The sequence below is a fragment of the Curtobacterium sp. AC268 genome (assembly GCF_979258745.1).
In genome coordinates, this window is record NZ_OZ409878.1 from 3,639,274 (window position 1) to 3,665,064 (window position 25,791).

Here is a 25,791-nt window from a genome sequence, read left to right on the forward strand (position 1 = left end):
GCAGGTTGCGCCGTGGGGCAGCTGCCGTGTGCGACACGGCTCACATCCTCGCGAGGGCTGGTAGATGCGCTGCTGAGCGTCGTCTCACGGGGAGCGCCATCCCTCGTCTTCGCTGCATAGGCGGCTCATCTACCCCGAACAGGGGTAGGGCTCGCTGGCTCGGCGAGTATGGGATTATCCCGCGGCTCGCTAGATTTAGGAGTGGATTGCTTGGCCGGAGGGGACGAATAGTGGCGCGGATTCACGAACTTTTGACACAGTTGCGGGCGACTTCGCCCGCTCTGGCAGCCGACATCGAGCGTGAGGTGGACGCTCTGTCCGACCGGCGCTCTTTCGGTCTCAACTTTGAACGGCACGCCCCGGAAGCGGTCGAGCTGCCCGGCCGGAAGATCCGCACCGGCGACAAGGTGCGGACCCAGCCCCTGCGTGGCGAGAAGCCGACCGCAACGGGTCGCGCGCTGTATCGGGTGGTATCGATCGAGCGACGCGACGGCCGGCGCATGGCGAGCATCGCGCCTCTTGGCGCCGAGCTCGAGGGTGCAGCCGCTGGCGGTGCGACCGAGCTTGTAGATGCCGACGATTTAGTCTTCGTTGCCGAGTTCCGCGACCCCATCCATCCGGGACTCGTGTCGACCGGCAAGGTCGAGCGCGGCAGTGGCACGCTCGACGACCCAGGCGACAAGCCTTACCACGCGGTCATCAACGCGGAGAACTTTCACGCCCTGCAGGCATTGCTATTCACACATCGCGGCAAGGTGGACGCGATCTACATCGACCCGCCGTACAACTCGGGCGCTCGCGACTGGAAGTACAACAACGACTACGTCGAGAGCGATGACTTGTACCGCCACTCGAAGTGGCTTGCGTACATGGAGCGGCGACTGCTGCTGGCGAAAGAGCTCCTCAACCCTGAAGACTCAGTCCTCATCGTCACAATCGACGAGAAGGAGTACCTGCGACTGGGGCTGCTGCTGGAGCAGACGTTCCCAGAGGCGACGATCGAGATGGTCACGTCAATCATCAGCGCGAAGGGTGTAGCGCGCTTTGGTCAGTTCTCGAGAGTGGAAGAGTACCTCTTCGTGGTTCGGTTCGGTTCGCAGGAGGTTGGCCTCGGTGAGAGCAACATGCTCGACGAAACCCGTTCCGCATCCGCGCGAGTTGGAAGACCTGTCGAGTGGCTGGGCCTTCGTCGACGTGAACCGTCTGCGCGTCGTGGCGCACGACCCAAACAGTTCTACGCCATTTTTGTAGACGAAGCGACAGGTTATGTTCACTCGATTGGCGACCCTCTCACGAACGAAGTGGATCGCCTGACTGTGACCGCTCCCGACGGAACCTTCGCGGTTTGGCCGCTCCTGCCCAACGGCACGGAAGGGCTCTGGGGCATCACGCCGGAGACAGCACGTACCTATCTTGCAGGCGGGTATCTCCGATCGCGCAACTACAAGCCCTCAACTGGGTACGTCGCGGTCCAGTACCTCCCGAGTGGAACCGTCGCCGCGATCGAAGGCGGCGACATCGAAGTCACCAGCACCGCCGAGGATGGTGCTGTTATCGCGATTTACCGGTCAGCGAAGGGGGTTATTCCCAAGAGAGTCTGGAACATGCCGTCGCACAACGCAGAGACCAGTGGCACAAACATTGTCAGCGCTCTGCTTCCAGGGCGCCGCTTTCCGTTCCCCAAGTCGGTCTTCGCGGTCGAAGATACGCTTCGTTTTTTCGTCGTCGACAAGCCGAGCGCAACGATCGTCGACTTCTTCGCGGGCTCGGGTACGACAGCCCACGCGGTCATGCGCCTTAACAAACAGGACGGCGGGCGTCGTGTTTCGATCTCGGTGACGAACAACGAGGTGGGCGCCGACGAGCAGAAGAATCTTCGCAAGCAGGGTCTCCGCCCTGGCGAGGCTGGTTGGGAACAATGGGGCATCTGCGACTACATCACCAAGCCGCGAATCCGGGCGGCGATCACCGGAGTGACGCCGGATGGCCACGCGATCAAGGGTGATTACAAGTTCACGGACGCTTTCCCGATAGCCGATGGTTTTGACGAGAACGTGGAATTTTTTACGCTCACGTACGAGGCGCCGATGCGGGTGCAATCGAATCGCGAGTTCGCGCGCATCGCACCGTTCCTGTGGCTGCGTGCCGGATCGCGCGGCCGCAGAATCGACTCGGTCGAGACGGGGTGGGATGTTGCGGACGCCTACGGCGTGATCTCGGACCTCGACCAGACGGAAGCGTTCATTGCAGCGCTTGCAGCGAAGCCCGGGGCGAAGGTTGCGTTTATCGTGACAGACGAGGACAGGCTGTTCGAGGCCGTCGTCCATGATCTACCCGAGGGAGTCGAGCCGGTGCGGATGTACGAGGCATACTTGCGTAACTTCGAGATTGACGCGATGCGGAGCGTGCGATGAAATTCACACTAAAGGATTACCAGCGAGATGCTGTCATCCAGGTGCTCGACAATCTTGAGCGGTCCCGAAAGAAGTACCACGACGACAATCGTGAAACGTCATTCACGCTCACCGCGACGACTGGTGCCGGCAAGACCGTCATGGCCGCTGCCGCAATTGAGGCGCTCTTCTATGGCAACGACGAGTTCGATTTTGACCCGGATCCTGGTGCGGTTGTCATATGGTTCTCAGATGACCCGAACCTGAACGATCAGACACGGTTGCGCCTAATGCAGGCGTCGGAGAAGCTCACGTTTGACCGGCTGGTCACCGTCGAGTACCCGTTTTCGGTGCCGCAGCTGGATGCGGGGAAGGTGTACTTCCTCAACACTCAGAAGCTCACCGCGACCTCACGGCTGACGATGGAGGCGGCGCGGCGCAAGGCGACCGTTGAAACGGGGCAGGCCTCCTTGATTTCAGCTGACGACATGGCGTGGACTATCTGGGAGACGCTCGCCGAGACGATCGATGACAGCGGGCTGACTGTCTACTTGGTCGTCGATGAGGCGCATCGCGGATTCAACACGAAATCGACCCGCGACAAGTCGACGATCGTCAAGCGCCTCGTCGATGGGGTAGCGACCGGCTATCCGATGCCGGTCGTGTGGGGTATTTCGGCGACAATCTCGCACTTCACGGAGGCGATGAATGCGGCTCAGATCGACGGGCGCGCGCGCGAAGCATTGCCTGCGGTTAGTGTCGACCCCGCACGTGTCCAGGCGTCCGGACTCATCAAAGACAAAATCGTCTTGGACATCCCAGCCGAACCGGGGAACCTCGAGACGGCACTGGCTACCCACGCCGCGCAGAAGTTACAGGACTCTTCGCGTCGCTGGGAGAGGTACCTCGCTGACCAGGCTCGGATGCCTGGCGAAAAGGCGCCTGCTGCCGTCACGCCGCTACTCGTGGTGCAGATCCCGAACACGGAGGACCAGGACGCAGTCGGCTTGTGGCTCGACACCGTGCAAGGCGTGCTCGGCGACCTCACCTCGAATCACGTCCGACATGTGCTCGGGGACCACTCGGCTCGTACGTTCGGGTCCTGGGACGTTGAGTGGATAGAGCCGCAGCGGATCCAGGAGACGAACGAAGTTCGGATCGTCATCGCCAAGGAAGCGATCTCGACCGGCTGGGACTGCCCGCGCGCGGAAGTCCTGCTGTCTTTCCGGCCCGCACGCGACCACGACCACATCACTCAGCTGCTCGGCCGCATGGTACGCACGCCACTTGCCCGGCGGGTCCCGGGCGACGAGCGGCTGAACTCAGTCGACTGTATTCTCCCGCACTTCGACCGCACCACCGCCGGCAACGTGGCACGGTTTTTGACCGGCCTCATCGATGAAATGCCCGGCGGCGGTACGATCCAGGTCCTCCTGGACGGCCGAGAACTCGGTGTGAACCCGAACGTGCCCGCCGAGGTCTGGGACTGCTTTGATAAGCTGCCGAGCCTGGTGGTACCTCAGCGCGGCGCGCGACCGGTTAAGCAGCTCGTCTCTCTAGCACAGGCTCTCGCCGCCGACGGGCTTAAAGCCGGCGCCCTCAAGTCGGTCGAGAAGCAGATGCACCTGGCCCTTGACGGGCTCGCGGCACGCTACGACGGGCAGCTGCGCAGCGCGGAGATCGAGGTGCGGACGGTGCGTGGCATGTCGATCGCGGCCAGCTTCGGCGGGACAAAGCTTTCCTACGCCGACTTCGCGCTGCGCGCCGATGACCGAGCAATCCGCGTCGCTTTCGAGGACGCCAAGCGTGCCTTCGGTGCGGATATCGCCCAGTCGTATGTCAACTATCTAGCCGGCGAGGACGACCCCGACGCCGACGACGACGGCCTCCGCGGCGCATACGTGCAGGCAGCGGCCCTTGCCACCGTCGGCGCCGTGCGCGACAAGCTGGACGACGACGCGAAGGGCCTCGTCGACGAGTTGTTCGCCGATTACCGGGTCGCGATGCGAAGTCTCTCCGACGAGCGACGCGATGCGTATGAGGATATTCGCGCTCAGGCGGTTCAGCCACAGCTGCGGCCGCTTCAGCGCCCGCGCACCCGGATGGCCGATTTCAAGGAACTGGACGGGGAGCAGGAGCGGGCGGCGGATCTGGTCGGCAAGCACCTCATGTCGGACGTGGACGGCTGGTACCCGACGACGGGCCTGAATGACTGGGAGAAGATAGTCGTACATAGGGAGACAAGCAGGCTCGACTGCGTGGGCTGGTACCGGAATCCGTCCGTGTCCTCGGCCGACTCTCTTGGGATAACGTTCCGCGATGGCGTTACCGCGAACTGGAGGGCGATGCACCCGGACTTCATCGTTTTCAATGAGGTGGGAGGTGCGGTGAAGCCGTCGATCGTCGACCCGCATGGAACCCACCTCGATGACGCACTTGTGAAACTGCAGGGGCTTGCCCGCTACGCGCAGGCACATGGCGCGGTATTCCACCGCATCGATGCGGTCGCTCACAGCGGCGAGCTCCGGGTGCTGGACATGAAGAACGAGGCCATCCGGGAAGAGGTTCTCACCAGCAAGAAGTCGGCGGCCGAGCTGTTCGCTGGCGAGCTGGCGGTGAAGTTCGCGTGAGCGAGACAGCTCTCGGCTTCACGCCGAACCAGCAGGCGGCGATCGCGGAGCTCGTCAAGCCGCTCCAGCTGATCGCGTGCGCTGGCTCAGGGAAGACGGAGGTGCTCGCGCAGCGCATCGCGAACATCCTGGCGCAGCCGGGCGTGAAGCCCGCCAACGTGATCGCGTTCACCTTCACCGATAAGGCCGCGGCCGAACTAAAAGAGCGCGTGCACCGTACGGTCATGGCGAAGACCCCCGGCATCGTCGGCCTCGCCGAGATGTACGTCGGAACGATGCACGGCTACTGTCTAGACCTGTTGCAGACATACATCCCCGAGACATTTAAGTATGGGGTGCTCACCGACATCACTCAGCAGCTGCTGATCGACCGGGAAACGAACAAGTCAGGTTTCAATACAGCCGTCAAGGTCGTCCAAGGCGTGCCGCAGAGGTTGAAGCGCTACCAAGACACCCGCGTGTTCAAAGGAGCACTCTCGGTGCTGCAGGAGGACGCAGTCGACTTTGGGCTCGTGCCGACCGCGACGACCACGAGTCTCGCCACTTACAAAAGCTTCCTGCGCGACAAGAAGTACTTCGACTACACCTCGATGATGGTCGATGCCGTCGGCTTTCTTGAGCGCTCCCAGACCGCCACGACCCTGGACACGGCAGAGCAGTCACTACGCGATCACGTTGAGCATGACGTGAAGTACGTGATCGTCGACGAGTACCAGGACGTGAACCCAATCCAGGAGCGCCTGGTCGAGCGCCTCGTTCACTTCGGAGCGAATCTGTGCGTCGTGGGTGACGACGACCAGACTATCTACCAGTGGCGCGGCTCGGACGTGCAGAACATCCTTACCTTCGATCAACGGTACGCGGACGTGCGGCCCATCCGGCTGGAGGAAAACTTCCGTTCCTCGAGGGGGATCGTCGAGCTCGGACGGTCGGTGGCGGAACGTCTCGACTCGATCGAGCGGCTTCCCAAAAAGATGACCGCCGCCGGGCATCAGACCTGGGAGCGCGGCGACATGCTCACGCTCCAGTTCGGGGACGATCTCGAGGAGGCCGAATGGGTTGCCGATCGCATCGGCGAGCTGCAGGGCATGCCGTTCGTCGACCGCCCCGGTGCCGACCCGCGCGGCCTCTCGTGGTCCGACTGCGCGGTGCTGTTCCGGTCCGTCAAGGACGCCACAAAGCTTGTTGATGAGTTCAAGCGGCGCGACATACCGTTCATAATTAAGGGGCTCTCCCGGCTCTTCGACACGGCCGAGATCCAAGCGTGCGTCGCTCTATTCCGGTACATGACGGGTGAGATTACCGCGCAGGATCTGCGGGCGAAATGGGACGCTGCACGGCTGATTCCGGACGGGGCAAAGTGGGCGGAGACGGTCCGAGTACTCGACGAGGGCGCCGACTTCACGGCCAGCCAGCGCTGGGGCGTCTACAACATTCAACGCCTGTTCCTGAAGGTGCTGGAGACCCTCGATCTGCACGAGGAAACGATTCCCGGCGACGGGCGTCGCGCGGAACTCGTGATGTACACGCTAGGCAAGTTCTCGCAGGTCATTTCCGATTTCGAGACCATCCATTTCGCCTCGAGTCCGGAACGCAAGTACGAAGCGTTTGTCGGCTTCCTGACGTTCCAGGCTCCCGGCGTCTACGAGGAAGCGGACGACGATGCCGGGTACGTCGCGCCCGACGCCGTCGTCATCTCAACGATCCACCGATCCAAGGGTCTGCAGTGGCCGGCCGTATTCGTGCCGATGTTGCGCGCCAACCGGTTCCCGATGAAGGCGCAAGGTGGAACTCAGACGGTTCCGCACCTCGTCCCCATCGAAGCTGTGCCGAACGGCGACAGATACAAGACCAACCGCTCGGACGAGACAAGGCTGTTCTACGTCGCGGTGACTCGCGCCCAGAAGTACCTCTACGTCTCTTACTCGCCGGGAGACTCGAGGCTCTACAAGAAATCGTCTGACTTCTACCTGCACTGCTCAGCGTCATCCTGGATGTCCACGACCGACGAAGGACTGCCCGACGTTGACCGCCTCCCGCCGATGGCCAAGCAGGAGCTTCCGAACGTCACGATCTCCTTTTCGGAGCTCAAGTACTTGATCGACTGCCCGTACCAGTTCAAACTCCGGTTCATGTACGGGTTCAACCCTCCGATTCACGAGGCGCTCGGCTACGGCAAGGGACTCCACGACGTGCTTGCCGAGATGCACAAACGGGCACTCGCCGGCGACATTCCGACGAAGGTGGAGACGGAAACTCTCGTCGACCGGCACCTTCACACGCCGTACGCGTATCCCGTGCTGCGGGAACAGCTGCGCAAGTCGGCGATCACCGCAATTAACCGCTACTTCGACCGGCACGGCGGGGACCTCACCCGGACCGTCCACTCGGAAAAGGTGATTGAGGTTGAGATCTCGCCCGGTGTCACCGTGAACGGCCGCATCGACCTGATCAAGTCGCTTGAGACGGGCGAGACCGCGATCGTTGACTTCAAGTCGACGCAGGACTCGCAGGCGGAGAGCGTCACGAAAGACCAGCTGTCGATCTACGCCCTGGGATACGAGCAGCTCACCGGGGGCAACGCCGACCGCATCCAGATCCTGAACCTCGATGACCAGGGCAAGAGCACCAACGACCCGGTGAACCCGACCCTGGTGTCCGCCATCAAGTCAAAAGTCGATGCGGTCGCAGACGACATCCGGGTGAACCACTTCGTTTGCACGCACGATCACTCGACGGAATCCGCGTATGACGACCTTGCCTGGCTCGCGAAAGGGGGCCACGTCGGCCGATGAGTTGCGTATATGTCGTCCCTGGCAGCAACTGCCCGATGGTCACCGTGCATTCAGGCTCAGATGACCCACCGCGGCTGCCTCGTTGAAGGGGGCGGAGCCCGCCCAGTGCGGGCCCTCAGCTGCTGCGGGGATCCCCGGCGGCCGGGATCGTGCCTGTAAGCGCGTTCAACTGGGTGACACTCGAGTGAGTCGTTGACGCTGCGAACATCGCGTATCGGCGGCAGTTCCTGCTCGAGAAGTACCTCGAGCTCGGTGCTGCCGCACACTTCGAGGTGGTCATCGATGAGGGATCGGCGGCCACGAATGAGGCACACGGGAGCATTATCGAGGTTGACGGCCTTCAGCGAGCTTGACGGCCTTCAGCGAGCTCGGCGGCCTTCAGGAAGCAGGCGGACCAAGAATCGAGTGACCGGGGATAATGTCAGTGCTGAAATAATCCCACCGTATCGGCGCGAGCGAGACGATTCGCGGCTGTTGCCTGGCAGATCGGCCCAGTCAGTGGACCATTTACCAAGTGAGCGCTCGCACCGAACCGCATCAGCGCGACGCCCGAGGCCCGGAGCAGGATGAAACTCCGGCTCCAGGACCAGCAGCCACCGGTGCATCGGTCGCATAACCGGGCTGGGCCGACGCGACGACTTCGAGCGGCGCCGCTGGACTGACTGGGCCCCCCGACGAAGTTGCCGACTGCGCCTCCAGATCAGCCCGCACCGACGCGGAGACCCCGAACAACAACGTTGCCACTAACCCCACGACGTACGCCACGATGAGCCCCGACCCGTACCCGAGCAGCGCCCATCCGTAGCCAGAGGACCCGTTCAGTAGCGGGATCAGCGACAGGTCCGAGGCGCCGATGGCGATCGCCCCGACGGAGTGCCCGAGCTGGTCGAACAGCCCGACGACACCGCCGCCGAAGGCTCCGCCGATGCACGCGGTGATGAACGGCCGACCGAGGGGGAGCGTCACGCCGTAGATCAGGGGCTCGCCGACACCGAGGAACCCGGCCGGCAGCGCCCCGCGGATGGTCCGCACCAGCGAGGCGTTCGAGCGGAACCGCACCCACAGCGCGATGCACGCACCGATCTGCCCGGCACCACCCATCGCCAGGACGGGCAACAGCACGGTCCACCCGGTCTGGTCGATCAGCGTGGTGTGGATCGGGATGAGTCCCTGGTGCATCCCGGTCATGACGAGGGGCAGGAACAGGCCTCCGAGCACGAAGCCGGCAAAGGCCCCACCGTTCGCGAGCAGCCAGGTCGCCGCGGTCCCGATCGCGACGGAGACGACACCGGCGACGGACATCAGGATCCCCAGCGTCACCGAACCGGCAACGAGCACGGTGACGGTCGGCACGACGATGAGTGCGATGACGTCCGGCGTGACCCGGCGCATGAAGCGCTCGACGTAGGCGGCGAGGATGCCACCGGCCAACGCGCCGAGCACACCGCCCTGCCCGGGGGCCAGGGTCTCGCCGAACACGGTGACGTTCGCGACACCGGCCGCGACGATGATGCCGCCGACCGCACCGCCGAGGACGGGCGTGCCGCCGAACTCCTTCGCGGCGTTCATCCCGACGAACACGGCGAGCAGCGACAGGAAGCCGGACGAGAGCACGCCGAGGAACGGCGTCACCCCGGGCACCCACCCCAGGTTCGTCAAGATGCCGTTGATCCCGGCGATCAGCCCGCAGGCGATCAGCGCGGGGATGAGCGGGATGAAGATCGCGGAGATCTTCCGGATCGCGCGCATCGTGCGGCCGTCGGAACGGGACCGCGCGGTCGCCTTGATGGACGCACCGCGAGCAGCGAGCTCCTCGGGCGACGCACCAGGCCCGCCAGCCGCAGCCGACGGGGCGGCCGCGCGCAGGGCCTCCAGATCGTCGGCCACGCGGTCGACGAGACCCGGACCGAGCACGATCTGCAGGTTCGAGCCGGCCGCGATCGCGGCCATGACGCCGTCGGTGGCCTTGAGGTCTTCGAGCGCGACGGAGGAGTCGGACACGACCTCGACCCGCAGGCGGGTCATGCAGTTCTCGACGTCCGCGATGTTCGCGGAACCGCCGACGGCGTCGAGGATCTGCTGGGCGAGTTGCTGTGCATCGGGCATTGCTGTGCTCCTCGGGGGAGGGGAAACGAACGGGGAAACGGGGTCTACAGCACGGCGCGCAACGAGCCAGCAGCAGCATCGAGGCGCTCGCGGGCCGAAGCAGCGGAGGCGCCGGTCAGGATCACGGCGATGGCGGTCTTCACCTCCCCGTCCGAGGCGTCGAGCGCCGCCTGGACCTCGGCCGAAGGAGCGCCGGTGACGTCCTGCACGAGCGAGAACGCCCGGGCGACGAGCTTCGCGTTCGTCGCCCGCACGTCGACCATGCGGTTGCCGTACGTCTTGTGGCTGCGCACCATCGCGAGCGTGGTGAGCATGTTGAGCACGAGCTTCTGCGCGGTGCCCGCCTTCAGGCGGGTCGACCCGGCGATGAACTCGGGGCCGACGACGACGTCGATGGCGATGTCCGCCTCCCGCCCCGCGGCCGAGTCGGGGTTGCACGCGACGGAGACCGACAGGGCGGAGCGGCGCCGGGCCTCCAGGATGGCCGCGATGACGTAGGGCGTCCTGCCGGACGCGCTGATCCCGACGACCACGTCGTCGGCCGTCAGGCCGAGCGCGTCGAGGTCGCGGACGGCGGCCGCTTCGTCGTCCTCGGCGCCCTCCACCGCGGTGGTCAGGGCGGGGTCGCCGCCGGCGATCACGCCGACCACCTGGCTCGGATCGGTGCCGAAGGTGGGCGGGCACTCGCTGGCGTCGAGGACGCCGAGCCGGCCAGGCGTGCCGGCGCCGACGTAGACGAGTCGGCCGCCACGCGCGAACGCTGCGGCGATCGAGTCTGCCGCCAGGGCGATGGCCGGGAGGCACGGCTCCAGTGCCGCAGGCACGCTGCGGTCTCCGGCGTTCATGCGCTGGGCAGCTTCCAGCGTGGAGATCGTGTCGATGTCGTCCAGCGAGTGGTCGGTCGCCTCGGTGGTGAGGGCGGCGAGTTCGTCGCGGAGGGCGTCGTGGGTTTCGTGCGTCTGGTTCATGGTGGTGCTCAGTTCCGGTGGTGGGTGCGGACGGCATCGCGGCTGCGGGCGAGGAGCGGCTGGGAGCGCTCGTCGGTGCGCTGCGCGACGACGATGAACAGGGTGTCGACGATGGCGAGCTGGCTCATCCGGCTACCCATGGCCGCGGGGCGCAGGGCACTCTCGGCACCGGCGACACCGAGCAGGACGTGGTCGGCGGTGGTGGCGAGCGGAGCGGAGGCGTGGCCGGTGATCGCGACGATCGTGGCGTGTTGGGCTCGGGCGGCGTGGGCGACCTCGAGGGTCTCGACGGTGGAGCCCGAGTGGCTGACGAGCACCAGGACGTCGTGCTCGCCGATGACGCTCGCCAGTGTCAGGGCGTTGTGCGGGTCGTCGGCGATGGAGCTCACGATGCCGATGCGTTCGAGCTTGAGGTGCAGGTCGCGGGCGACGATGCCGCTCGCGCCGACGCCGTACAGGACGACGCGGCGGGCGTTGGCGAGTTTCCGTGCTGATTCGTCGAGTGCGTGCGGGTCGAGTGCGGCGCGGGTGTCGGCCATCACCGCGCGGACGTCCTCGGTGACCTTCGCGATCACGGTGGCGACGTCGTCGTCGACCGCGACCCCGGCGTGGATCTCGGTCGACTCACGCTCGTGGATCCCGCGTTCGACCGCCCGGGTCATGCTGCGCTGCAGGGCGGCGAAGTTCGCGAAACCCAGGTGCTGGGCGAACCGGGAGACCGTGGCGGGGGAGACCCCGGCTCGGCCGGCGAGGTCGGTGGCGTTCGTGGTGGCCGCGGCTGCCGGGTCGTCGAGGACGGCGTCGGCGATGGCGCGCATGCTCGACGGCATGCTCGCCGACTGGGTGCGGACGAGGGCGAAGGCGTCGGCGCGCTCGGACCGCTCGGTGATCGTCATCCCGCCATGAAAGCGCCTTTTGTGAGCGAGCGCCAGTGCTGAAAGTAAATTGCGTTTTACGGGGTGCGGGTCGGCGGTGCGGTTCGGCTTCGCGCAACCGAAGTTCGCCCGCGCCGCGGGATCGGGCGGCTCGGACGCACTTTGGTTGTGCGAGCGGTCGTGTTCGTCAGGTCTGCGGGGTCGGGGATGCCACGACGGTCGACGCCTGCAGGTACCGTCGCGATCGACGAACCGCTCGCAGCAGGATCGGCGTCATGGTCAGTGCGGTGATGAGCAGTGCCGCGCAGAGGAACCGGGCGAACGCCGAGCCGAAGACGTCGTCGTCCGCGAGCCTCGGGAACTGGATGCCGGCGATGCCGACGTGGAGCAGCAGGAACTGGGCGAGGGCGAGCGGCTGGTAGGTGGAGAGCAGTCGTGCGTGCTCGTGTGCTCGGAGGGCGAGATCGGACTCGTGCGGCTGGATCGTGCTGCCGGTCTTGATCGCTTGCGTCACCATGCGCTTGCCGACAGGGGAGAGCCCCGCCGTCGTGGCCTGCATCGCGGTCGACATCCCGATCGTCGTTGCGAGCATCGAGAAGGTACCGGTCAGGCCGCCGACGGACGCGCCGAAGCCGACGACGGTGAGGACTGCGACGGCGCCCGACTCGGTCGTGGCCAGCTGCCAGCCGATGACGGCGCCCACGACGGCTCCGATCAGCGCAAGGAAGGTCGTCCGCCGCCAGGCGCGACGTGCTGTCAGTTCGAGTTCCCCCATGCCCCCACCCTAGGAGCGGATCGCCCGACGGTGACGACGGCCGCGACGATGACGATCGGCGCAATGAACAGCCAGTAGGTCAGCTCGGTGTTCGTCGTGACGATGCTGGCCCAGACGGCAGGGCGATCCGGCGTTCCGCGTCCGAACAGCCCTGCGACGAGCAAGTACAGGACGCCCGGCACGGATTGGTAGCGATCACCGAGCACCGCGCGGCTGGCCACCGCGAGCGCACAGAACGCGATGGTGTTCCGGATGGTGGCGAGCGAGACAGCGGGATGCGCGCCGAGGATGAGGCCGACGGTACCGATCGCGCACACCAGTCCGATCACCACCAGGACGGTGCTCAGCTCGAGCAGGTCGGTCCGTCGGGTCGGAGCGGGGAACGGTGCGCGACTGATCGATGCACCCGCCGCGATCGCGAGCACCAGCGGTCCGACCGCAGCGACGGGGATCATCGCGAAGGGAGCGCCACCGCCGAACGACGGGAACAGCATGCCGATCGGTCCGAGGCTGATCGTGAGCACCGTGACGGAGGTCGTGAGCCCGAGGAGGGCCACCGTGCGGTGCACACGCAGCCACCAGGTCATGCGGCCGGCACTGCGATGTGGCCGATCGAGCAGTCGATCAGGCGGTGGACCGTCGCGGTGACCCACGCTGCCTGCGCCGGCACCGGGGCTTTCCGCAGTTCTCGGAGTGCCGAGGGGTCGTTCATCTCCAGCGCGGGTTCCACGCGATCCGCATCGACGATCCCGCGGGCAGCCACGTCGACGAGCCAGCGGTTCGCGACGGCGGCGTCGTTGAGTCGCTCGGTGTCGTCTGGTTCGGACTCGCAGTAGGCGACCTCTGCGTCGCCCAGGACCGAGGTGGTGAGGCTGTGCACGAGGTCGGCGTTCGTCATCCGCACCTGCACGATCATGTTCAGGTCGTCCGGAGACGAGGGTGCGTTGCTCGCCCGGATCGTCGGCTGGATCGTGATACCCGAGTGGCTGAGGTTCTCGGCGGCCTTCCGGATCACGGCCTCTGAGTCGCCGTCGGCGCGCTGCTCTGGGAACAAGCAGATCGTCGGACGGTTGCCGCTGCAGATCGATTCGGCCTGCGGGCGCTCGATGATCGGCGCGGCGCCCAGCCCCGAACCGGACACGAGCGCGACGACCGTGACGACCACGAACAAACTGGCGCCGATCTGGACCCCGAAGCGGTGGAGCCGATCGCCACTCGTGCGTCGAGCGACCGCGATGATCAGCAGACCGACTCCCGCGAATGCGCTGAAGGCGGTTGCGATGATCGGCGCCCGTGGATCCAACGACGTCTCGACAGAGCAACAGTCTGACATCACGAGGCCGGCGAGGTAGCGCAGCGGAAAGTAGTCCACGGACCACGAGAAGCCGAGCCAGCTGTACGACGCGAGCAGGCTGAGCGGCAGCGACGCGACCGGCGGGAGCCAGCGACCGATGGCGAACCCGATGCACGTGTGGAAGAACAGGATGCTCGCGAACGTCAGTCCTACGAGCGGCGACGGGGTACCCGGAGCGCCCCAGGTGTCGCGGCTCATGAGCACGACGGCGACGGCCTGGAGCAGGATGCCGGCAGCGAGTGGTGTCCACAGATGATCGGCGAAGATCGTCGCACTCGATCGACTGCTGGTCTGGATGAATGCTGTGCCGGCGCGGTAGCGCTTCCCCTCCCACGCCGCGGCAGTCGCAGCGACACCGCAGGAGAAGACCAAGAAGATCGCGGCGCCGGCGACCGCGGCCGGCCAGTACCCCGAGACGGACGTCTCAGACGAGAACTGCACGCTGTACGCGACCACGCCGAGCAGTCCAGGCGCGAGGAGCCACACTGCTGCGCGACTGCGCCACGGGACGATCGGGCGCATCAGTCGTCCTCGCTCGTGAACCGTGCGTACGAGGCGGTGATCGCATCTGCGGGGGAGAGTCCCGGGAACGGTTCCGTGAAAGCGTCGACGGAACCGGAAAACGGGACGTGTCCGTCCACGAGCACGGTCACGTGGTCGTACGTCGCAGCAACGTCCTCGGTCTGGTGCGTCGAGACGATCACGGAGATCTCGCGCGGCAGGTTCTGCATCACCTGCGCGAATCGTGCGCGTTGCGCTGGGTCCAGCCCCGCGGTGGGTTCGTCGAGCAGGATCCACTGCGCTCCCGAGACCAGCGCACCGGCGACGCCGAGACGGCGGATCTGCCCGCCCGACAGGGTGCTGGCCCGTACATCGGATCGGGTGGAGAGATCGACCGCGGTCAAGGCTGCCACGGCACCGTCCCAGGCATCTCTGCGCGAGAGTCCCTTCAACCAGCCGCAGTAGGCGACGTGCTCTCGAGCGGAGAGCCCGGGGAAGGCACCACTCCGCTGCGGAAGCCAAGCCACCCCTCGGCGGTACCTCCGTCGGCTCGCACGATCGCTAGGTCTGCCCAGACCGTCGACACGGATCGTCCCCGAACTCGGTCGAAGGGCGTCAGCGACGAGGCTGAGCAGCGTCGACTTACCGGCCCCGTTCGGCCCGAGCAAGACGCTGCCGCCGCTCGGGAACACCGCTGACAGGGACGCGAAGACATGGTGGTCTCGTCGGTACCCGAAAGCGAGCTCATCGATCTGAACGGCCAAGACAACCCCCTGGAACCTTGCATTGATGTTTCACCGTACATTAGCGTTCGATCGGCTCGGACCTTCCGCGCCACTACTCAAGGGGGAATCAAGATGATCAACATCAGTCGTCGTGCGGCCGCAATCGTCTCCGGGGGAGTCGTGCTCGCTACAGTGCTCGCGGCGTCGCCGGCATTCGCTGAGGGCGCGTGGTCGTCGAAGCTGACCGGCGTCGCCATCGGCAAGAACTCACGAAGCTGGCAGGACTCGCACAAGGACAGGGTCCGGACCGCGACGGCGTTCGCCGGCTGCCGGATCTCTGGCAATGCGAGTGGCTTCAAGTCCGCGTCTGTGAGGCTCTACGACGAACGAGGTCTTCTGCCGGACAAGAGCATGGGCACGAAGGTCAACACGTGTGGCAGGAGTGACTGGGGTGTGATGACCCGGCCGGACCGCTACCACTGGACGATCTCGGCGCTCAACGGGGCGTCGTACGAGCCGGCGTTGCGTCTGTCGGTGACGACGGTGCGCCAGTCCTACTGAGCCGGCGTCGCCGGTCGGTCGCGCCTGCGGCTGGCCGGCCCTGTCACCCCCGCCGGTACCGCGTCGCTGGCTTCCCCGGCTGGTCCGCCCGCTTCGTGGCCGTCGCGGTCAGTTTGGGCATCGAGCTTCCGCCGTCGCAAACCCAAAGTCACCTCGAACCGTGGAATTGCGCGGCGCGAGGTGACTTTGGTTGTTCGCCGGGCGGTGGGCGCGACCGAACTCGCGGCGCGGGCGGCGGGGCGGAGGCGAGGCGGGCCTCCAGGCCGGACGCCGTCAGGCGACGCCGCGTCGCGGACGGAAGACCCCCGCGCGGACCAGCCACACGTAGAGCAGGCAGCCGATGCAGACGTCGAAGACGGCGTTGAGGAACGCGGCGACCAGGGCGACCGCGGCACCGATCGGTGCGGCGTACGGCACGCCGAGCAGTGCGAGGAGCAGGGCGACCGCGGTCACGAACAGGCCGACCCGCTGGGCGAAGGTCGGGGGCTCTGGAGCCTCGAGTTCGGCGGGCGGGGCAAGGCGTGGGCGGACGACCCGTCGGAAGAGCGCGCCGTAGGGGTGTCGGCGGATGCCCGCGATGCCTCCGACGGCGAACAGCACGACGATGACCGCGAGCAGCACGATGCCGGCGACCCACGTCTCGGGGATCAGCGTGAGGACGATCGTCGCGGCGAGGAGCACCGTGGTGATGGCGGCGCCGAAGCGTGGGGAGCGCGGGTCGATGCCGCGGTCGGGGTCGTTCGGGGTGGTCATCGGGACTCCTGGGTGCCGGTGGTTCCTGGGGTGCCTGTGCCGCGTGTGGTGTCTGTTCTGCCTGCGGTCAGGACGGCGTCGAGGGCTGCGGTGAGCTCGGGTGGGCGGGGTGGGCCTCCGAAGCGGGTGCGAACGGTCCGGTTGGCGTCGAGGAGCAGGACCGTCGGCGTCTGCATCACGTCGAAGCGGCGAGCGAGTTCGGGGTGCTCGGCGAGGTCGATCTCGATGCGTCGGACGCCCTCGTGTTGATCGGCGACGGAGGCGAGCTGGCGCCGGGTCGCCGGGCACCGCGCACAAGTCGGCGTGGAGAACTGGACGAACGTGGCGGCGGTGCCGTAATCGGTGTCGAGCGCGAGGCCGTCTGCGTCCTGCCTCGTCGACGCGGCGCTGCCCGCCGACCGGGCTCGACCGGTCCGGTGGCGGAGCAGGAGACCGAGGACCGTCGCGAGCGCGAGGACCCCCACGAGCACGGCCACTGCGGTTCCGAAGGTCACACGGCGACGGTACGCGCAGCCGACGAACTGCTGTCGAACGTGACCGGATGTGACGCGGAGCTGTGCGCGTCGCGCCGGGCTCGGCGGGGGCTCAGTCCTCGGGGAGCGTGCGGACCCACTGCTCGAACGCGGCGGCGTCGTCGTCGCTGAAGACGGCGGCAGGCCGCGACTCGTCCTTCGCCGAGTGCAGGAACAGCGTGCCGTCGGCCATCCCCGTCGTCGCGTCGTCGAGGACGGACGACTTCGCCGCGACGCCCTTCCTGGTGAGGAAGGTCAGCTGTTCGCCGTTCGCCGATTCTGCGATCGCCGCATCACCGTCGAAGAACGAGGCGAGCTCCATCACCAGGAACGCGGTGGCCCCGTCCTGCGTGGTGAGAGCGACGGTCGGCTTCGTCCGACTCTTGCCGAAGGGGCGCTCGACGGCCGTGGCCGTGACTCCCGAGCCGGTCCACGGTCGCACGTCGGTCAGGGGGAGCCTGGCGGCGACCCGCGCTGCGGGTCGTTTCGGCGGGAGGGCGGCCTGGAACAGCAACGTCCCGATCACCACCGCCAGGAACCATGCGTACGGCGAGAACGTCTTCGTCGCGATGAGGACGAGGAAGCCACCCAGGAACCCCGCCGCGACCAGGTTCGGCCACCACCTCGACTCCTGACGCAGGCCGAGCGGCCACACCACGGCGCCGTACAGGAGTCCGACGACCGTGGGGACCCAAAAGGCCGAGGGGCGGATGACGCCGGCGTGGAAGTGCAGCCAGACGTCCGCGACCGCCAGGACGACCGCCATGACGACGAAGAAGACACGCTGTGCGCGACGGTCCCGCTCGCGAGTGCTCAGTGCGGTCATGTCGTTCCCCCGTGGTGCTCGTTCCCCGTGCTGCTCAGTCAAGCAGAACGCGCGGTCATGGTCCCACCGCTCGGGCCGTACCCTCGGTCGGGTGACTGACGACGTGACCGCGGGCCGCTACCGGCACTTCAAGGGCAACGACTACGAGGTGCTGCTCGTCGCTCGTGACGTCGAGACCGAGGAGCCGGTGGTCGTGTACCAGGCGCTGTACGGCGAGCGGGGGCACTGGGTTCGCACGCTCGCCGACTTCACCGCGCACGTGACACGTGACACGTACGACGGGCCGCGGTTCGTCCCGGTTGCCGGCTGACAGCCCGAGCAACCGGTGTCGGCGCTCGCCCCTAGGCTTTCAGCGCACCGGAGAGCAAGGGGGAGCGCATGCAGATCGGCGTCGACGGGCACGTGCTGCTCAGCCCGAGTGACCTGAGCACGTGGTCGGCCTGCGAGTGGGCGTTCCTCCGCCGCCTCGACGCCAAGCTCGGTCGCGGGGAAGCCCTGCCGGACGTGCACGACGACATGCTCGAGCGCACGGCTCGGCTGGGGGACCAGCACGAGCTCGACTACCTCGACATCCTCAAGCAGACCCGCAACGTCGTCGAGTTCGACCGCCCCGCCCCGCCGGACTACGCACGCGCCGCAGCCGAAGCACGACAGGCCTTCGCCGACGGTGCCGACGTGCTGTACCAGCCGACGTTCCACGCAGCACCGACGGCCGACGAGCCCGGGTTCATCGGCTTCGCGGACTTCATCATCCGCAACGACCGCGGCGAGTACGAGGTCTACGACACCAAGCTCGCCCGCCACGCCAAGATCAGCGCCCTGCTGCAGCTCGCCGCGTACGCCGAGCAGATGCAGGCGCACGGCATCCCCACCGGTGAGCAGGTGCACCTGGTGCTCGGCGACCGGACGACGACCACGCACGACCTCGCCGACATCGCGCCGGTGTACCGCACGCAGCGCGCCGAACTGCAGCGGGTCATCGCCGAGCGCATCGCGGCAGACGAACCGTTGCGGTGGGGCGACCCGCGCTACTCGAGCTGTGGCCGATGCGACGTTTGCTCCACACAGGTCGCCGAGCACCGTGATCTCGTCCTCGTCGCGGGCGTGCGCCTCGACCAACGGGCGAAGCTGATCAAGCACGAGGTGCGGACGATCGACGACCTGGCGGTCCGCACCCGGGCAGTGCCGGGCTTGTCCCGCGCGACGCAGGATCGGCTGGTACGTCAGGCGAGCCTCCAGATCGAGTCGGAAGACGCCCGACGGAAGGGCGCCGACGGGCCGGGCCAGCCCGTGAAGCCGCGCTTCGAGGTCCTCGACGCCCGCGCGCTCGACGCGATCCCGGCACCCGACCCGGGCGACGTGTTCTTCGACTTCGAAGGCGACCCGCTGCACACCGAGGACGGCGAGCACTGGGGCCTCGACTACCTGTTCGGCCTGGTCGACGACCGCACCGAGTTCACCGCGTTCTGGGCGCACACCATCCGCGACGAACGAGTTGCGCTGGAGCAGTTCCTCGCGTTCATCGAAGCCCGGCGGCAGCAGTACCCGGGCATGCACATCTACCACTACGCGGCGTACGAGCGGACCCACCTGCTGTCGCTCGCAGCCCGGCACGGGGTGGGTGAAGAGGCCGTCGACGACCTGCTGCGCGCCGGGGTCCTGGTCGACCTGTACCCGATCGTCCGCAAGGCCCTGGTCGTCGGCAGCCACAGCTACTCGATCAAGAAGCTCGAACCGCTGTACATGGGGTCGGACCTGCGCGAGAGCGACGTCACGAACGCCGCGGACAGCATCACCGCCTACGTCGACGCGATCGAGGAGCTCCGGAACGGCGACGCTGTCGAGGGGCAGCGGATGCTCGACCAGGTCGCCGACTACAACGCCTACGACTGCCGCTCGACCCTGCGCCTGCGCGACTGGCTCCGCTCGCTGCGCACCGACGACCTCGATGCGGCCGACCCGGCGCTCGAGCTCGAGGTCCCACCGATCCCCGTCGAGCGCGAGCCGAACCCGGTGTCCGTCGCGCTGGCCGCGCAGCTCGAGGACGTCGACGCCCTCGACCGCAGCCCGGACCAGACCGCGTTGGCGCTCGCCGCGGCCGCGATCGACTACCACCGCCGCGAGGCCAAGACCTTCTGGCAGGACCACTTCGACCGCCTGCGGAACCCGGTCGACGACTGGGCCGACACGCGTGACGTCCTGGTCGTGGAGCGTGCGTCCGTCGAGCGCGACTGGGACACGCTGCCGCGTGCCCGGTCGCAGTCGCGGGAACTCCGGTTGTCAGGGATGCTCGCGCCCGGTTCGCGGCTCCGGCCTGGAGGCACGCCCCACCTTGTTTACGACGACCCACTTCCGCCCTCTGTCGCCTCCCCGGGCCCCGGGTCGAAGGGTGCTTCGTCGCGCGCCGTGATCGTGGACGTCCGGGACGACGGCGATGCCGTCGAGGTCCTCGTGAAAGAGGGACTGCCCGTCGGCGGCGAGCCGCACCACGAGTTCCCCGTGGCCCTGGCCCCGTCGGCACCGCCCCGAGCGAAGCCGCAGCCCGAGGCGATCGCGTGGTGGGGTCAGGCCGTACTCGACGAGCTGCCCGAGATGCTGCCCGACCCGGCTCTCGACCTGCTGCGCCGGGTGACCCCGCGTGGCCCGATCGTCCCGGTGCAGGGCGACGACACGGTGTCGGCCGTCGTCTCGACCCTGCTCGACCTCGACCGCTCGTACCTGGCGATCCAGGGTCCTCCCGGAACGGGCAAGACCTACGTCGGCTCGAACGTCGTCGCCCGACTCGTCCGCGAGTACGGCTGGCGCGTCGGGGTCGTCGGGCAGTCCCACGCGACGTCGGAGAACTTCCTGACCTCGGTCGTGAACGCCGGCGTCCCCGCGGACCGGGTCGTGAAGGTGCCGAAGTCCGGCGCGACCGAGGACGAGCTCGACGCCGCAGCCTGGACCCCCGTGAAGAACGGTGCCGCGGTCGCCGCGTTCCTGTCCTCGTGCAAGGCCTCGGGCACTGGCGGTGTCGTCGGTGGCACGGCGTGGACGTTCGCGAACGAGTCCACGATCGAGCGCCGTTCCCTCGACCTGCTCGTGGTCGACGAGGCCGGACAGTTCTCCCTCGCCCCGACCATCGCTTCGTCGGTCGCTGCGACACGGCTCCTGCTGCTCGGGGACCCCCAGCAGCTGCCCCAGGTGTCGCAGGGCTCGCACCCCGAGCCCGTTGACGAGTCCGCGCTCGGCTGGCTCGCCGACAGACAACACGTCCTACCGCCCGAGTTCGGGTACTTCCTCGCCAGCACCCGCCGCATGGAGCCCGCGCTGACCGAATCCGTCTCGTCCCTGTCCTACGACGGGCAGCTCGCCTCGATGGTCTCCGGCCGGCACCTCGACGGTATCGACGCGGGTGTGCACCCCGTGCCGATCGTGCACGCGGGCAACACGACGTCCTCGGCTGAAGAGGCCGCCCGGGTCGTCGCGCTCGTCGGTGACGTCGTCGGCCGCACCTGGACCGACGGTTCCGACACCCGAGCGCTGACCGACGAGGACGTCATCGTGGTGGCGCCGTACAACGCGCAGGGGGCACTGATCCGGCAGGAGCTCGACCGCGCGGGCTTCACCGGCACCCAGGTCGGCACGGTCGACCTGTTCCAGGGCCGAGAGGCCGTCGTGTCGATCGTGTCCCTGGCGGCGTCGAGTGCGGCGGACATCCCGCGCGGCCTCGACTTCCTGCTCATGCCGAACCGGTTGAACGTGGCGATCTCGCGGGCGAAGTGGGCGGCGTACCTCGTGCACTCACCGGCGCTGACCACCGGGCTGCCCCCGTCGATCGCGGGCTTGTCCCTGTTGTCCCGCTTCATCGAGCTCGTCCACCCCCGCTGAGCCGGCGGGTGAGTCCGCTGAACGGGAGGACAACTCCGGATGCATGACGGTTCTGGTTCGCCATCCCCGAGGATCGCGAACCAGAACCGTCAACGATGCGGAACCTCGACCCCACCCGCCGCGCGATGACGCCAGAACGAGGGCTGGCCGGACCAGCGGTCGTCCTGGAACGGTGGAGGCATGGGGGAGCACACGATCACCGCGGACCGCCCGAGCCCGAAGGGAACGGCACCGCTGACACTCCGCGCTCGCAAGCCCGGGTACGCCGTGATGCAGCAGTGTCTCGCCATCCAGTCCGGCGGCCCTGTGCGGACTGCCTGGCAGCGGTTCTGGGGGCACGACCCGCTGCGGCCCGAAGCCCGTTCGTGGTTCAAGGGCGCGATCGGCGAGCGGCAGGTCGCGGCACAGCTCGAGGAGCTCGGCCCGGACTTCACGGTCCTGCACGCCGTCCCGGTCGGGGCGGGCAGCACGGACATCGACCACGTCGTCGTCGGTCCGACCGGCGTCTTCTCGATCAACACGAAGAACCACTCCGGTCACTCGGTGTGGGCGGGCGGACGCACACTGATGGTGAACGGCCAGCGGACGCCGCACCTGCACCGCGCGCTGGCCGAGGGGGAGCGGGCGACCGCACTGTTGTCGGCCGCAGCGGGCGGCCCGATCCTCGTGCAGCCGATCCTGGTGGTCGCGGCCGCCGAGCTCCGGTTCGGCAAGAAGTCGCCGGCAGCCGTGATCCTCGAGCCCGAGCGCGTGGGGAGCTGGATCCGCGGTCTTCCGCGTGCGCATTCCGACGAAGCCGTGCGCTTCCTGTCGATGCTGGCGGAGGAACGGGGCACATGGCACGTCGACGCCGTCGTCATCAACGACACACTCCGCCACGTCCAGCGCTTCGAGCGACTCGAGCGTGAGATCGCTGACGCGCGCTCCCGCCGCAGCCTGATGCGTCGAGCTCGGGTCCTCGCGGTCTTGGCTGTTCCGGCGGGTGGTCTGCTCGGCTACTGGTGGGCTGTCGCTGCCGCCGCGATGGCGGCTGCTTGACGACGAACGGTCTGAGCCTCCGACGGAGCGGGTCAGCCGTCGCTGGTCGTGACGCCACCCTGCATCTGCGCCCGCATCTCGGCGAGGACGTCGGCATGCAGGAAGTTCGCCTCGGCCGCACTCGTGGGGTCGACCACGATGCCGAACTGATCGGGGAGCGCGGACACGAGCTCCGACATCGGCACCGGGCGCCCCTCGGCCTCGGGAAGCCCGGCGGCGAGTTCGTCCGGGTCGGTGAAGACGGGCACGAACGGCTTGTCGCGGATCATGACGTGGGCGACGCTGCCGGCCTCCGGAGTGCCCGCAGCCTTCCAGGGGACCCACGCCGCGCTCCGCAGGAAGCCCGCGGGCGAGGCGGCCATCCTCCGTCGCAGTTCGGCGGCCGCGGTCGGCGGGGCCTTGTCGACGCCTCGGCCGAAGGCTGATCCGTTCGTGTCATCGGTACTCACGCCAGCCATGCTGTCACGGTCGGCGGACACGGCGGGGCCGAGCCGCGCCTCCAGGCCGATGCCCGGCGCACGCGGACGTGCGACGGGCGTCGGAGGCGACCGTCTCAGTACGCGGCCGACTGTCCGCCGTCGATCGGGACGACCGTCGCGTTGACGTAGGACGCGTCGTCCGACAGCAGGAAGGCGACGACGGCGGCGATCTCGGGGGCCTCGCCGTAGCGCTTCGTCGGGTTGACCTGGATGAACTCCTCGGCGGCCTTGCGCGGGTTCTCCGCGTCGAGCTGCTTCATCGAGTTCTCGACCATGGGCGTCCAGATGGCTCCGGGGGCGATGGCGTTGATGCGGATGCCGTAACGGCCGTACTCGACGGCCGAGTTGCGGGTGAGGCCGACGACGCCGTGCTTGGCTGCCGCGTACCCGGACTGGTTGCCGATGCCGCGGATGCCGCCGACGCTCGCGGTGTTCACGACCATGCCGGAGCCCTGCTCGCGCATGACCTTGAGCACCTTCTCGAGCCCGAGGAAGACGCCGCGCAGGTTGATCGACACGACACGGTCGAACTCGGCGGCGGTGAACGACTCGGTGGGGTTCTGCTTGCCCTCGATGCCGGCGTTGTTGAAGAAGCCGTCGATGCGGCCGAAGCGCTCGGTCGTGGCGGTGACGTAGGCGTCGACCTGGGCCTCGTCGGACACGTCGGCGACGGTCGTCAGGACCTGCGCGTCGGGGGTGGCCTCGAGCACGGCGGTCTTCGTCGCCTCGAGTCCCTGCTCGGAGACGTCGACCAGGGAGAGCGCGGCGCCCTCGGCGGCCAGGCGGACGGCGGTCGCGCGGCCGAGGCCGGAGCCGCCGCCGGTGATGAGGACGACGCGGTCGGCGAAGCGGGTGGTGACGGTGCTGGTTTCGGGCATGGGGGAGGCCTCCTGAGGTCTTCGACGGTGAAGGGCTCGGGGTCCGCGGTGGGGCAGCGAGTCCGATCGATGCATCTGCATCGAGAGACCTAGACTACACCTGTCGTTTAACGGCCGGGTCAGATGGCGTTCAGCACCCGCACCATCACGCTGCCGACCTCAGCTCGTGACGATCGAGGTCGTCGTTGCCATGGTCGCCGCCATGATCACGACCATCGTCGCGGCCTCGATCTCCTCGAGTACCGCCTTCACCGCCGGGCTCGCCCAGGAGCCCGAGGTGATCTGCTTGACCAGGTCCTTGTCGACGGCGCCGAACTGCTTCCGCAGGGTGTACGTCGCGTCGAGCAGGCCGATGACCGCGGCGGAGAACGGCGTGGGTCCTGCGCGGCCGGCCAGCACGTCCCCGATGCCGGATCGCAGCAGCGCCTCCGGGGCTCCGTCCCGCTCCGGGTGCTTCGTGGTGGGGAAGAGGCCGAGCACCTTCCCCTGCTCGATGCTGATGACGCCGCGCTCGACGAGTCCGGCGAACACGTCGTCGCGCAGCTGGCGCTTGCCGAGTCGGCTCACCCACCACTTCGCCTTGCGTGGTGCACCGGCCGCCGCGATGGAGCCGACCACGCCGTCGAGCACGGGGTCGCCCGTTGCGGCGCCGTTCACGACGGTGACGAGTCCGTCCTGCAGCGAGACGGCACCGCGCAGCGCGAGGTCGGCGAGGACCGCTCCCGCGAGACCGGTGTCGAGCGTCGAACCATCGAGCGCGTGGCGTCCGTCGGGCTCGACCTGCAGGAGCGCGAACGCCTGTGGGACCGTGAGTTGCTCAGCCATGCCCGCAGCCTGCCACGCGGGGCGGAGGTGCGCCGGGCCTCCGAGCCGACACCCAGCGGCGCCGGACCGCTCGACGTCAGCAGGCGTCCAGCACCCGCACCATCGCGTCCCGCTCCGCCGGGGCCACCCACAGGCGGTACTTCGCCTTCACCGTGACCTGGTGCTCGACGTAGGTGCAGCGGAACGCCTTGTTGGCGGGGAGCCAGGTCGCCGCGTCGCCGGAGCCCTTCTGCGAGTTGGACCGGCCGTCGACGGCGAACAGGTTCACCGGGTCGTTCGCCAGCGCCTGCCGTTCGGTCTCGGTGAGCCGCTGGGCACCGGTGCGCCAGGCGTTCTCGAGCGCGACGACGTGGTCGATCTGCACGAGCGTCGAGGTCTTGTTGCCGCGCACGAAGTCCACCGTCGCACCGGTGTACGGGGAGACGAGGGTGCCCGTGAGGACCTTGCAGCGGCCCTCGCGGGTGATGTCGGCGAGGTCGCGGGCGAGGACGTCGTTCCGGGTGTCGCACCCGTTGTGGTCGACGTCGAGCCAGGCGCTGCCGAAGTCGCCGGTGCGGTCGTAGCCGGTGCTGGCTGCCTTGCCCTTGACGGGCAGGTCGGCGAGCTGGGTGCGTGCGCGGACCGCGTCGGCGTCGGTTCCGCGGCTCACGGTCGGACTGGAGGCGGGGGTCGCCCCCGACGAACCCTGCTGCGGTCCGATGGTGGTCGTCTCCCCGGCCGTGGGGCCGCCCGCCGCGGTCGTGCCCGCCGCGTCGGCGTCCGGCCCGAGGACGCCGGACGCATCGAACGCGTACCCGCCGACGGCGAGGGCCAGGACGACGAGGACGGAGGTCAGGGTGATGCGGCTGCGGCGTCGGCGGGACGTCATGCGGTGGGACTCCAGGTGGTGCGGGGCGGAACGGTGGTGCGGGCGGAACGGTGGTGCGG

21 protein-coding genes are annotated in these 25,791 nt (G+C 67.8%); 7 read left to right on the forward strand and 14 right to left on the reverse strand.

Annotated features, from left to right (window positions below):
• The first annotated feature begins 230 nt into the window (after nucleotides 1-230).
• Genes ACZZ9K_RS17275 through ACZZ9K_RS17285 form a run of 3 tightly spaced genes read left to right on the forward strand, consistent with a single transcriptional unit; the run spans nucleotide 231 to nucleotide 7,818 of the window.
• Nucleotides 231-2,414, forward strand: a complete 2,184-nt coding sequence (locus tag ACZZ9K_RS17275) for a site-specific DNA-methyltransferase (protein WP_274008285.1) — start codon at nucleotides 231-233, stop codon at nucleotides 2,412-2,414.
• Nucleotides 2,411-5,023, forward strand: coding sequence for a DEAD/DEAH box helicase (locus ACZZ9K_RS17280; protein ID WP_463444705.1), 2,613 nt, complete (start codon nucleotides 2,411-2,413; stop codon nucleotides 5,021-5,023). The genes ACZZ9K_RS17275 and ACZZ9K_RS17280 overlap by 4 nt, the downstream gene beginning before the upstream one ends.
• A complete protein-coding gene (locus ACZZ9K_RS17285; protein ID WP_463444706.1) occupies nucleotides 5,020-7,818 on the forward strand; it encodes an ATP-dependent helicase in 2,799 nt (932 codons plus the stop codon). The genes ACZZ9K_RS17280 and ACZZ9K_RS17285 overlap by 4 nt, the downstream gene beginning before the upstream one ends.
• Nucleotides 7,819-8,355: 537 nt before the next feature.
• Here the strand turns inward: ACZZ9K_RS17285 and ACZZ9K_RS17290 are convergent.
• From ACZZ9K_RS17290 to ACZZ9K_RS17320, 7 genes are all read right to left on the reverse strand, one after another.
• Entirely contained in the window at nucleotides 8,356-9,924 is a 1,569-nt protein-coding gene (locus ACZZ9K_RS17290; protein ID WP_463444707.1) for a PTS transporter subunit EIIC, read from the reverse strand.
• Between the two features lie 44 nt (nucleotides 9,925-9,968).
• A complete protein-coding gene (gene murQ, locus ACZZ9K_RS17295; protein ID WP_463444708.1) occupies nucleotides 9,969-10,892 on the reverse strand; it encodes an N-acetylmuramic acid 6-phosphate etherase in 924 nt (307 codons plus the stop codon).
• An 8-nt stretch (nucleotides 10,893-10,900) separates the two neighbouring features.
• Complete coding sequence (locus ACZZ9K_RS17300) at nucleotides 10,901-11,788, reverse strand: MurR/RpiR family transcriptional regulator (RefSeq protein WP_463444709.1); 888 nt, start codon at nucleotides 11,786-11,788, stop codon at nucleotides 10,901-10,903.
• 166 nt (nucleotides 11,789-11,954) lie between these two features.
• Nucleotides 11,955-12,542, reverse strand: a complete 588-nt coding sequence (locus ACZZ9K_RS17305) for a hypothetical protein (protein WP_463444710.1) — start codon at nucleotides 12,540-12,542, stop codon at nucleotides 11,955-11,957.
• Nucleotides 12,524-13,129 carry a hypothetical protein gene (locus tag ACZZ9K_RS17310; RefSeq protein WP_463444711.1) on the reverse strand — a complete coding sequence of 202 codons (606 nt, stop codon included), beginning with the start codon at nucleotides 13,127-13,129 and terminating at the stop codon, nucleotides 12,524-12,526. Before ACZZ9K_RS17310 ends, ACZZ9K_RS17305 begins: the two co-directional genes overlap by 19 nt.
• A complete protein-coding gene (locus tag ACZZ9K_RS17315; protein ID WP_463444712.1) occupies nucleotides 13,126-14,418 on the reverse strand; it encodes a DUF7224 domain-containing protein in 1,293 nt (430 codons plus the stop codon). Before ACZZ9K_RS17315 ends, ACZZ9K_RS17310 begins: the two co-directional genes overlap by 4 nt.
• Nucleotides 14,418-15,089, reverse strand: a complete 672-nt coding sequence (locus tag ACZZ9K_RS17320) for an ATP-binding cassette domain-containing protein (protein WP_463444765.1) — start codon at nucleotides 15,087-15,089, stop codon at nucleotides 14,418-14,420. The genes ACZZ9K_RS17315 and ACZZ9K_RS17320 overlap by 1 nt, the downstream gene beginning before the upstream one ends.
• Before the next feature lie 165 nt (nucleotides 15,090-15,254).
• Between ACZZ9K_RS17320 and ACZZ9K_RS17325 the strand changes: the two genes are divergently transcribed.
• Complete coding sequence (locus tag ACZZ9K_RS17325) at nucleotides 15,255-15,683, forward strand: hypothetical protein (protein WP_463444713.1); 429 nt, start codon at nucleotides 15,255-15,257, stop codon at nucleotides 15,681-15,683.
• Nucleotides 15,684-15,956: 273 nt separating this feature from the next.
• Here the strand turns inward: ACZZ9K_RS17325 and ACZZ9K_RS17330 are convergent, their stop codons facing one another.
• The 3 genes from ACZZ9K_RS17330 to ACZZ9K_RS17340 form a co-directional block, all read right to left on the reverse strand.
• Nucleotides 15,957-16,436 (reverse strand): DUF4395 domain-containing protein, encoded by a 480-nt coding sequence (locus ACZZ9K_RS17330; RefSeq protein ID WP_138803023.1) that lies wholly within the window; start codon nucleotides 16,434-16,436, stop codon nucleotides 15,957-15,959.
• Nucleotides 16,433-16,930, reverse strand: coding sequence for a TlpA family protein disulfide reductase (locus ACZZ9K_RS17335; RefSeq protein WP_138803024.1), 498 nt, complete (start codon nucleotides 16,928-16,930; stop codon nucleotides 16,433-16,435). Before ACZZ9K_RS17335 ends, ACZZ9K_RS17330 begins: the two co-directional genes overlap by 4 nt.
• Before the next feature lie 91 nt (nucleotides 16,931-17,021).
• A complete protein-coding gene (locus ACZZ9K_RS17340; RefSeq protein WP_138803025.1) occupies nucleotides 17,022-17,774 on the reverse strand; it encodes a hypothetical protein in 753 nt (250 codons plus the stop codon).
• Nucleotides 17,775-17,865: 91 nt separating this feature from the next.
• On the opposite strand from ACZZ9K_RS17340, the gene ACZZ9K_RS17345 reads away from it, so the two are divergent.
• The 3 genes from ACZZ9K_RS17345 (at nucleotide 17,866) to ACZZ9K_RS17355 (ending at nucleotide 22,682) form a co-directional block, all read left to right on the forward strand.
• Nucleotides 17,866-18,084, forward strand: a complete 219-nt coding sequence (locus ACZZ9K_RS17345) for a DUF1653 domain-containing protein (RefSeq protein ID WP_463444714.1) — start codon at nucleotides 17,866-17,868, stop codon at nucleotides 18,082-18,084.
• Between the two features lie 68 nt (nucleotides 18,085-18,152).
• On the forward strand, nucleotides 18,153-21,644 hold the full coding sequence (locus ACZZ9K_RS17350; RefSeq protein ID WP_463444715.1) for a TM0106 family RecB-like putative nuclease: 3,492 nt from the start codon (nucleotides 18,153-18,155) through the stop codon (nucleotides 21,642-21,644).
• 180 nt (nucleotides 21,645-21,824) lie between these two features.
• Entirely contained in the window at nucleotides 21,825-22,682 is an 858-nt protein-coding gene (locus ACZZ9K_RS17355; RefSeq protein WP_463444716.1) for a nuclease-related domain-containing protein, read from the forward strand.
• Between the two features lie 32 nt (nucleotides 22,683-22,714).
• On the opposite strand, the gene ACZZ9K_RS17360 is transcribed toward ACZZ9K_RS17355, so the two are convergent.
• The 4 genes from ACZZ9K_RS17360 to ACZZ9K_RS17375 all read right to left on the reverse strand — a co-directional run bounded on the left by ACZZ9K_RS17360 (nucleotide 22,715) and on the right by ACZZ9K_RS17375 (nucleotide 25,732).
• Complete coding sequence (locus ACZZ9K_RS17360) at nucleotides 22,715-23,140, reverse strand: SseB family protein (protein WP_463444717.1); 426 nt, start codon at nucleotides 23,138-23,140, stop codon at nucleotides 22,715-22,717.
• A 95-nt stretch (nucleotides 23,141-23,235) separates the two neighbouring features.
• Nucleotides 23,236-24,039 (reverse strand): SDR family oxidoreductase, encoded by an 804-nt coding sequence (locus ACZZ9K_RS17365; protein ID WP_027465177.1) that lies wholly within the window; start codon nucleotides 24,037-24,039, stop codon nucleotides 23,236-23,238.
• Nucleotides 24,040-24,198: 159 nt separating this feature from the next.
• Nucleotides 24,199-24,864, reverse strand: a complete 666-nt coding sequence (locus tag ACZZ9K_RS17370; RefSeq protein WP_138803031.1) for a GOLPH3/VPS74 family protein — start codon at nucleotides 24,862-24,864, stop codon at nucleotides 24,199-24,201.
• 76 nt (nucleotides 24,865-24,940) lie between these two features.
• Nucleotides 24,941-25,732 (reverse strand): HNH endonuclease family protein, encoded by a 792-nt coding sequence (locus ACZZ9K_RS17375; protein WP_463444718.1) that lies wholly within the window; start codon nucleotides 25,730-25,732, stop codon nucleotides 24,941-24,943.
• Nucleotides 25,733-25,791: the final 59 nt, after the last annotated feature.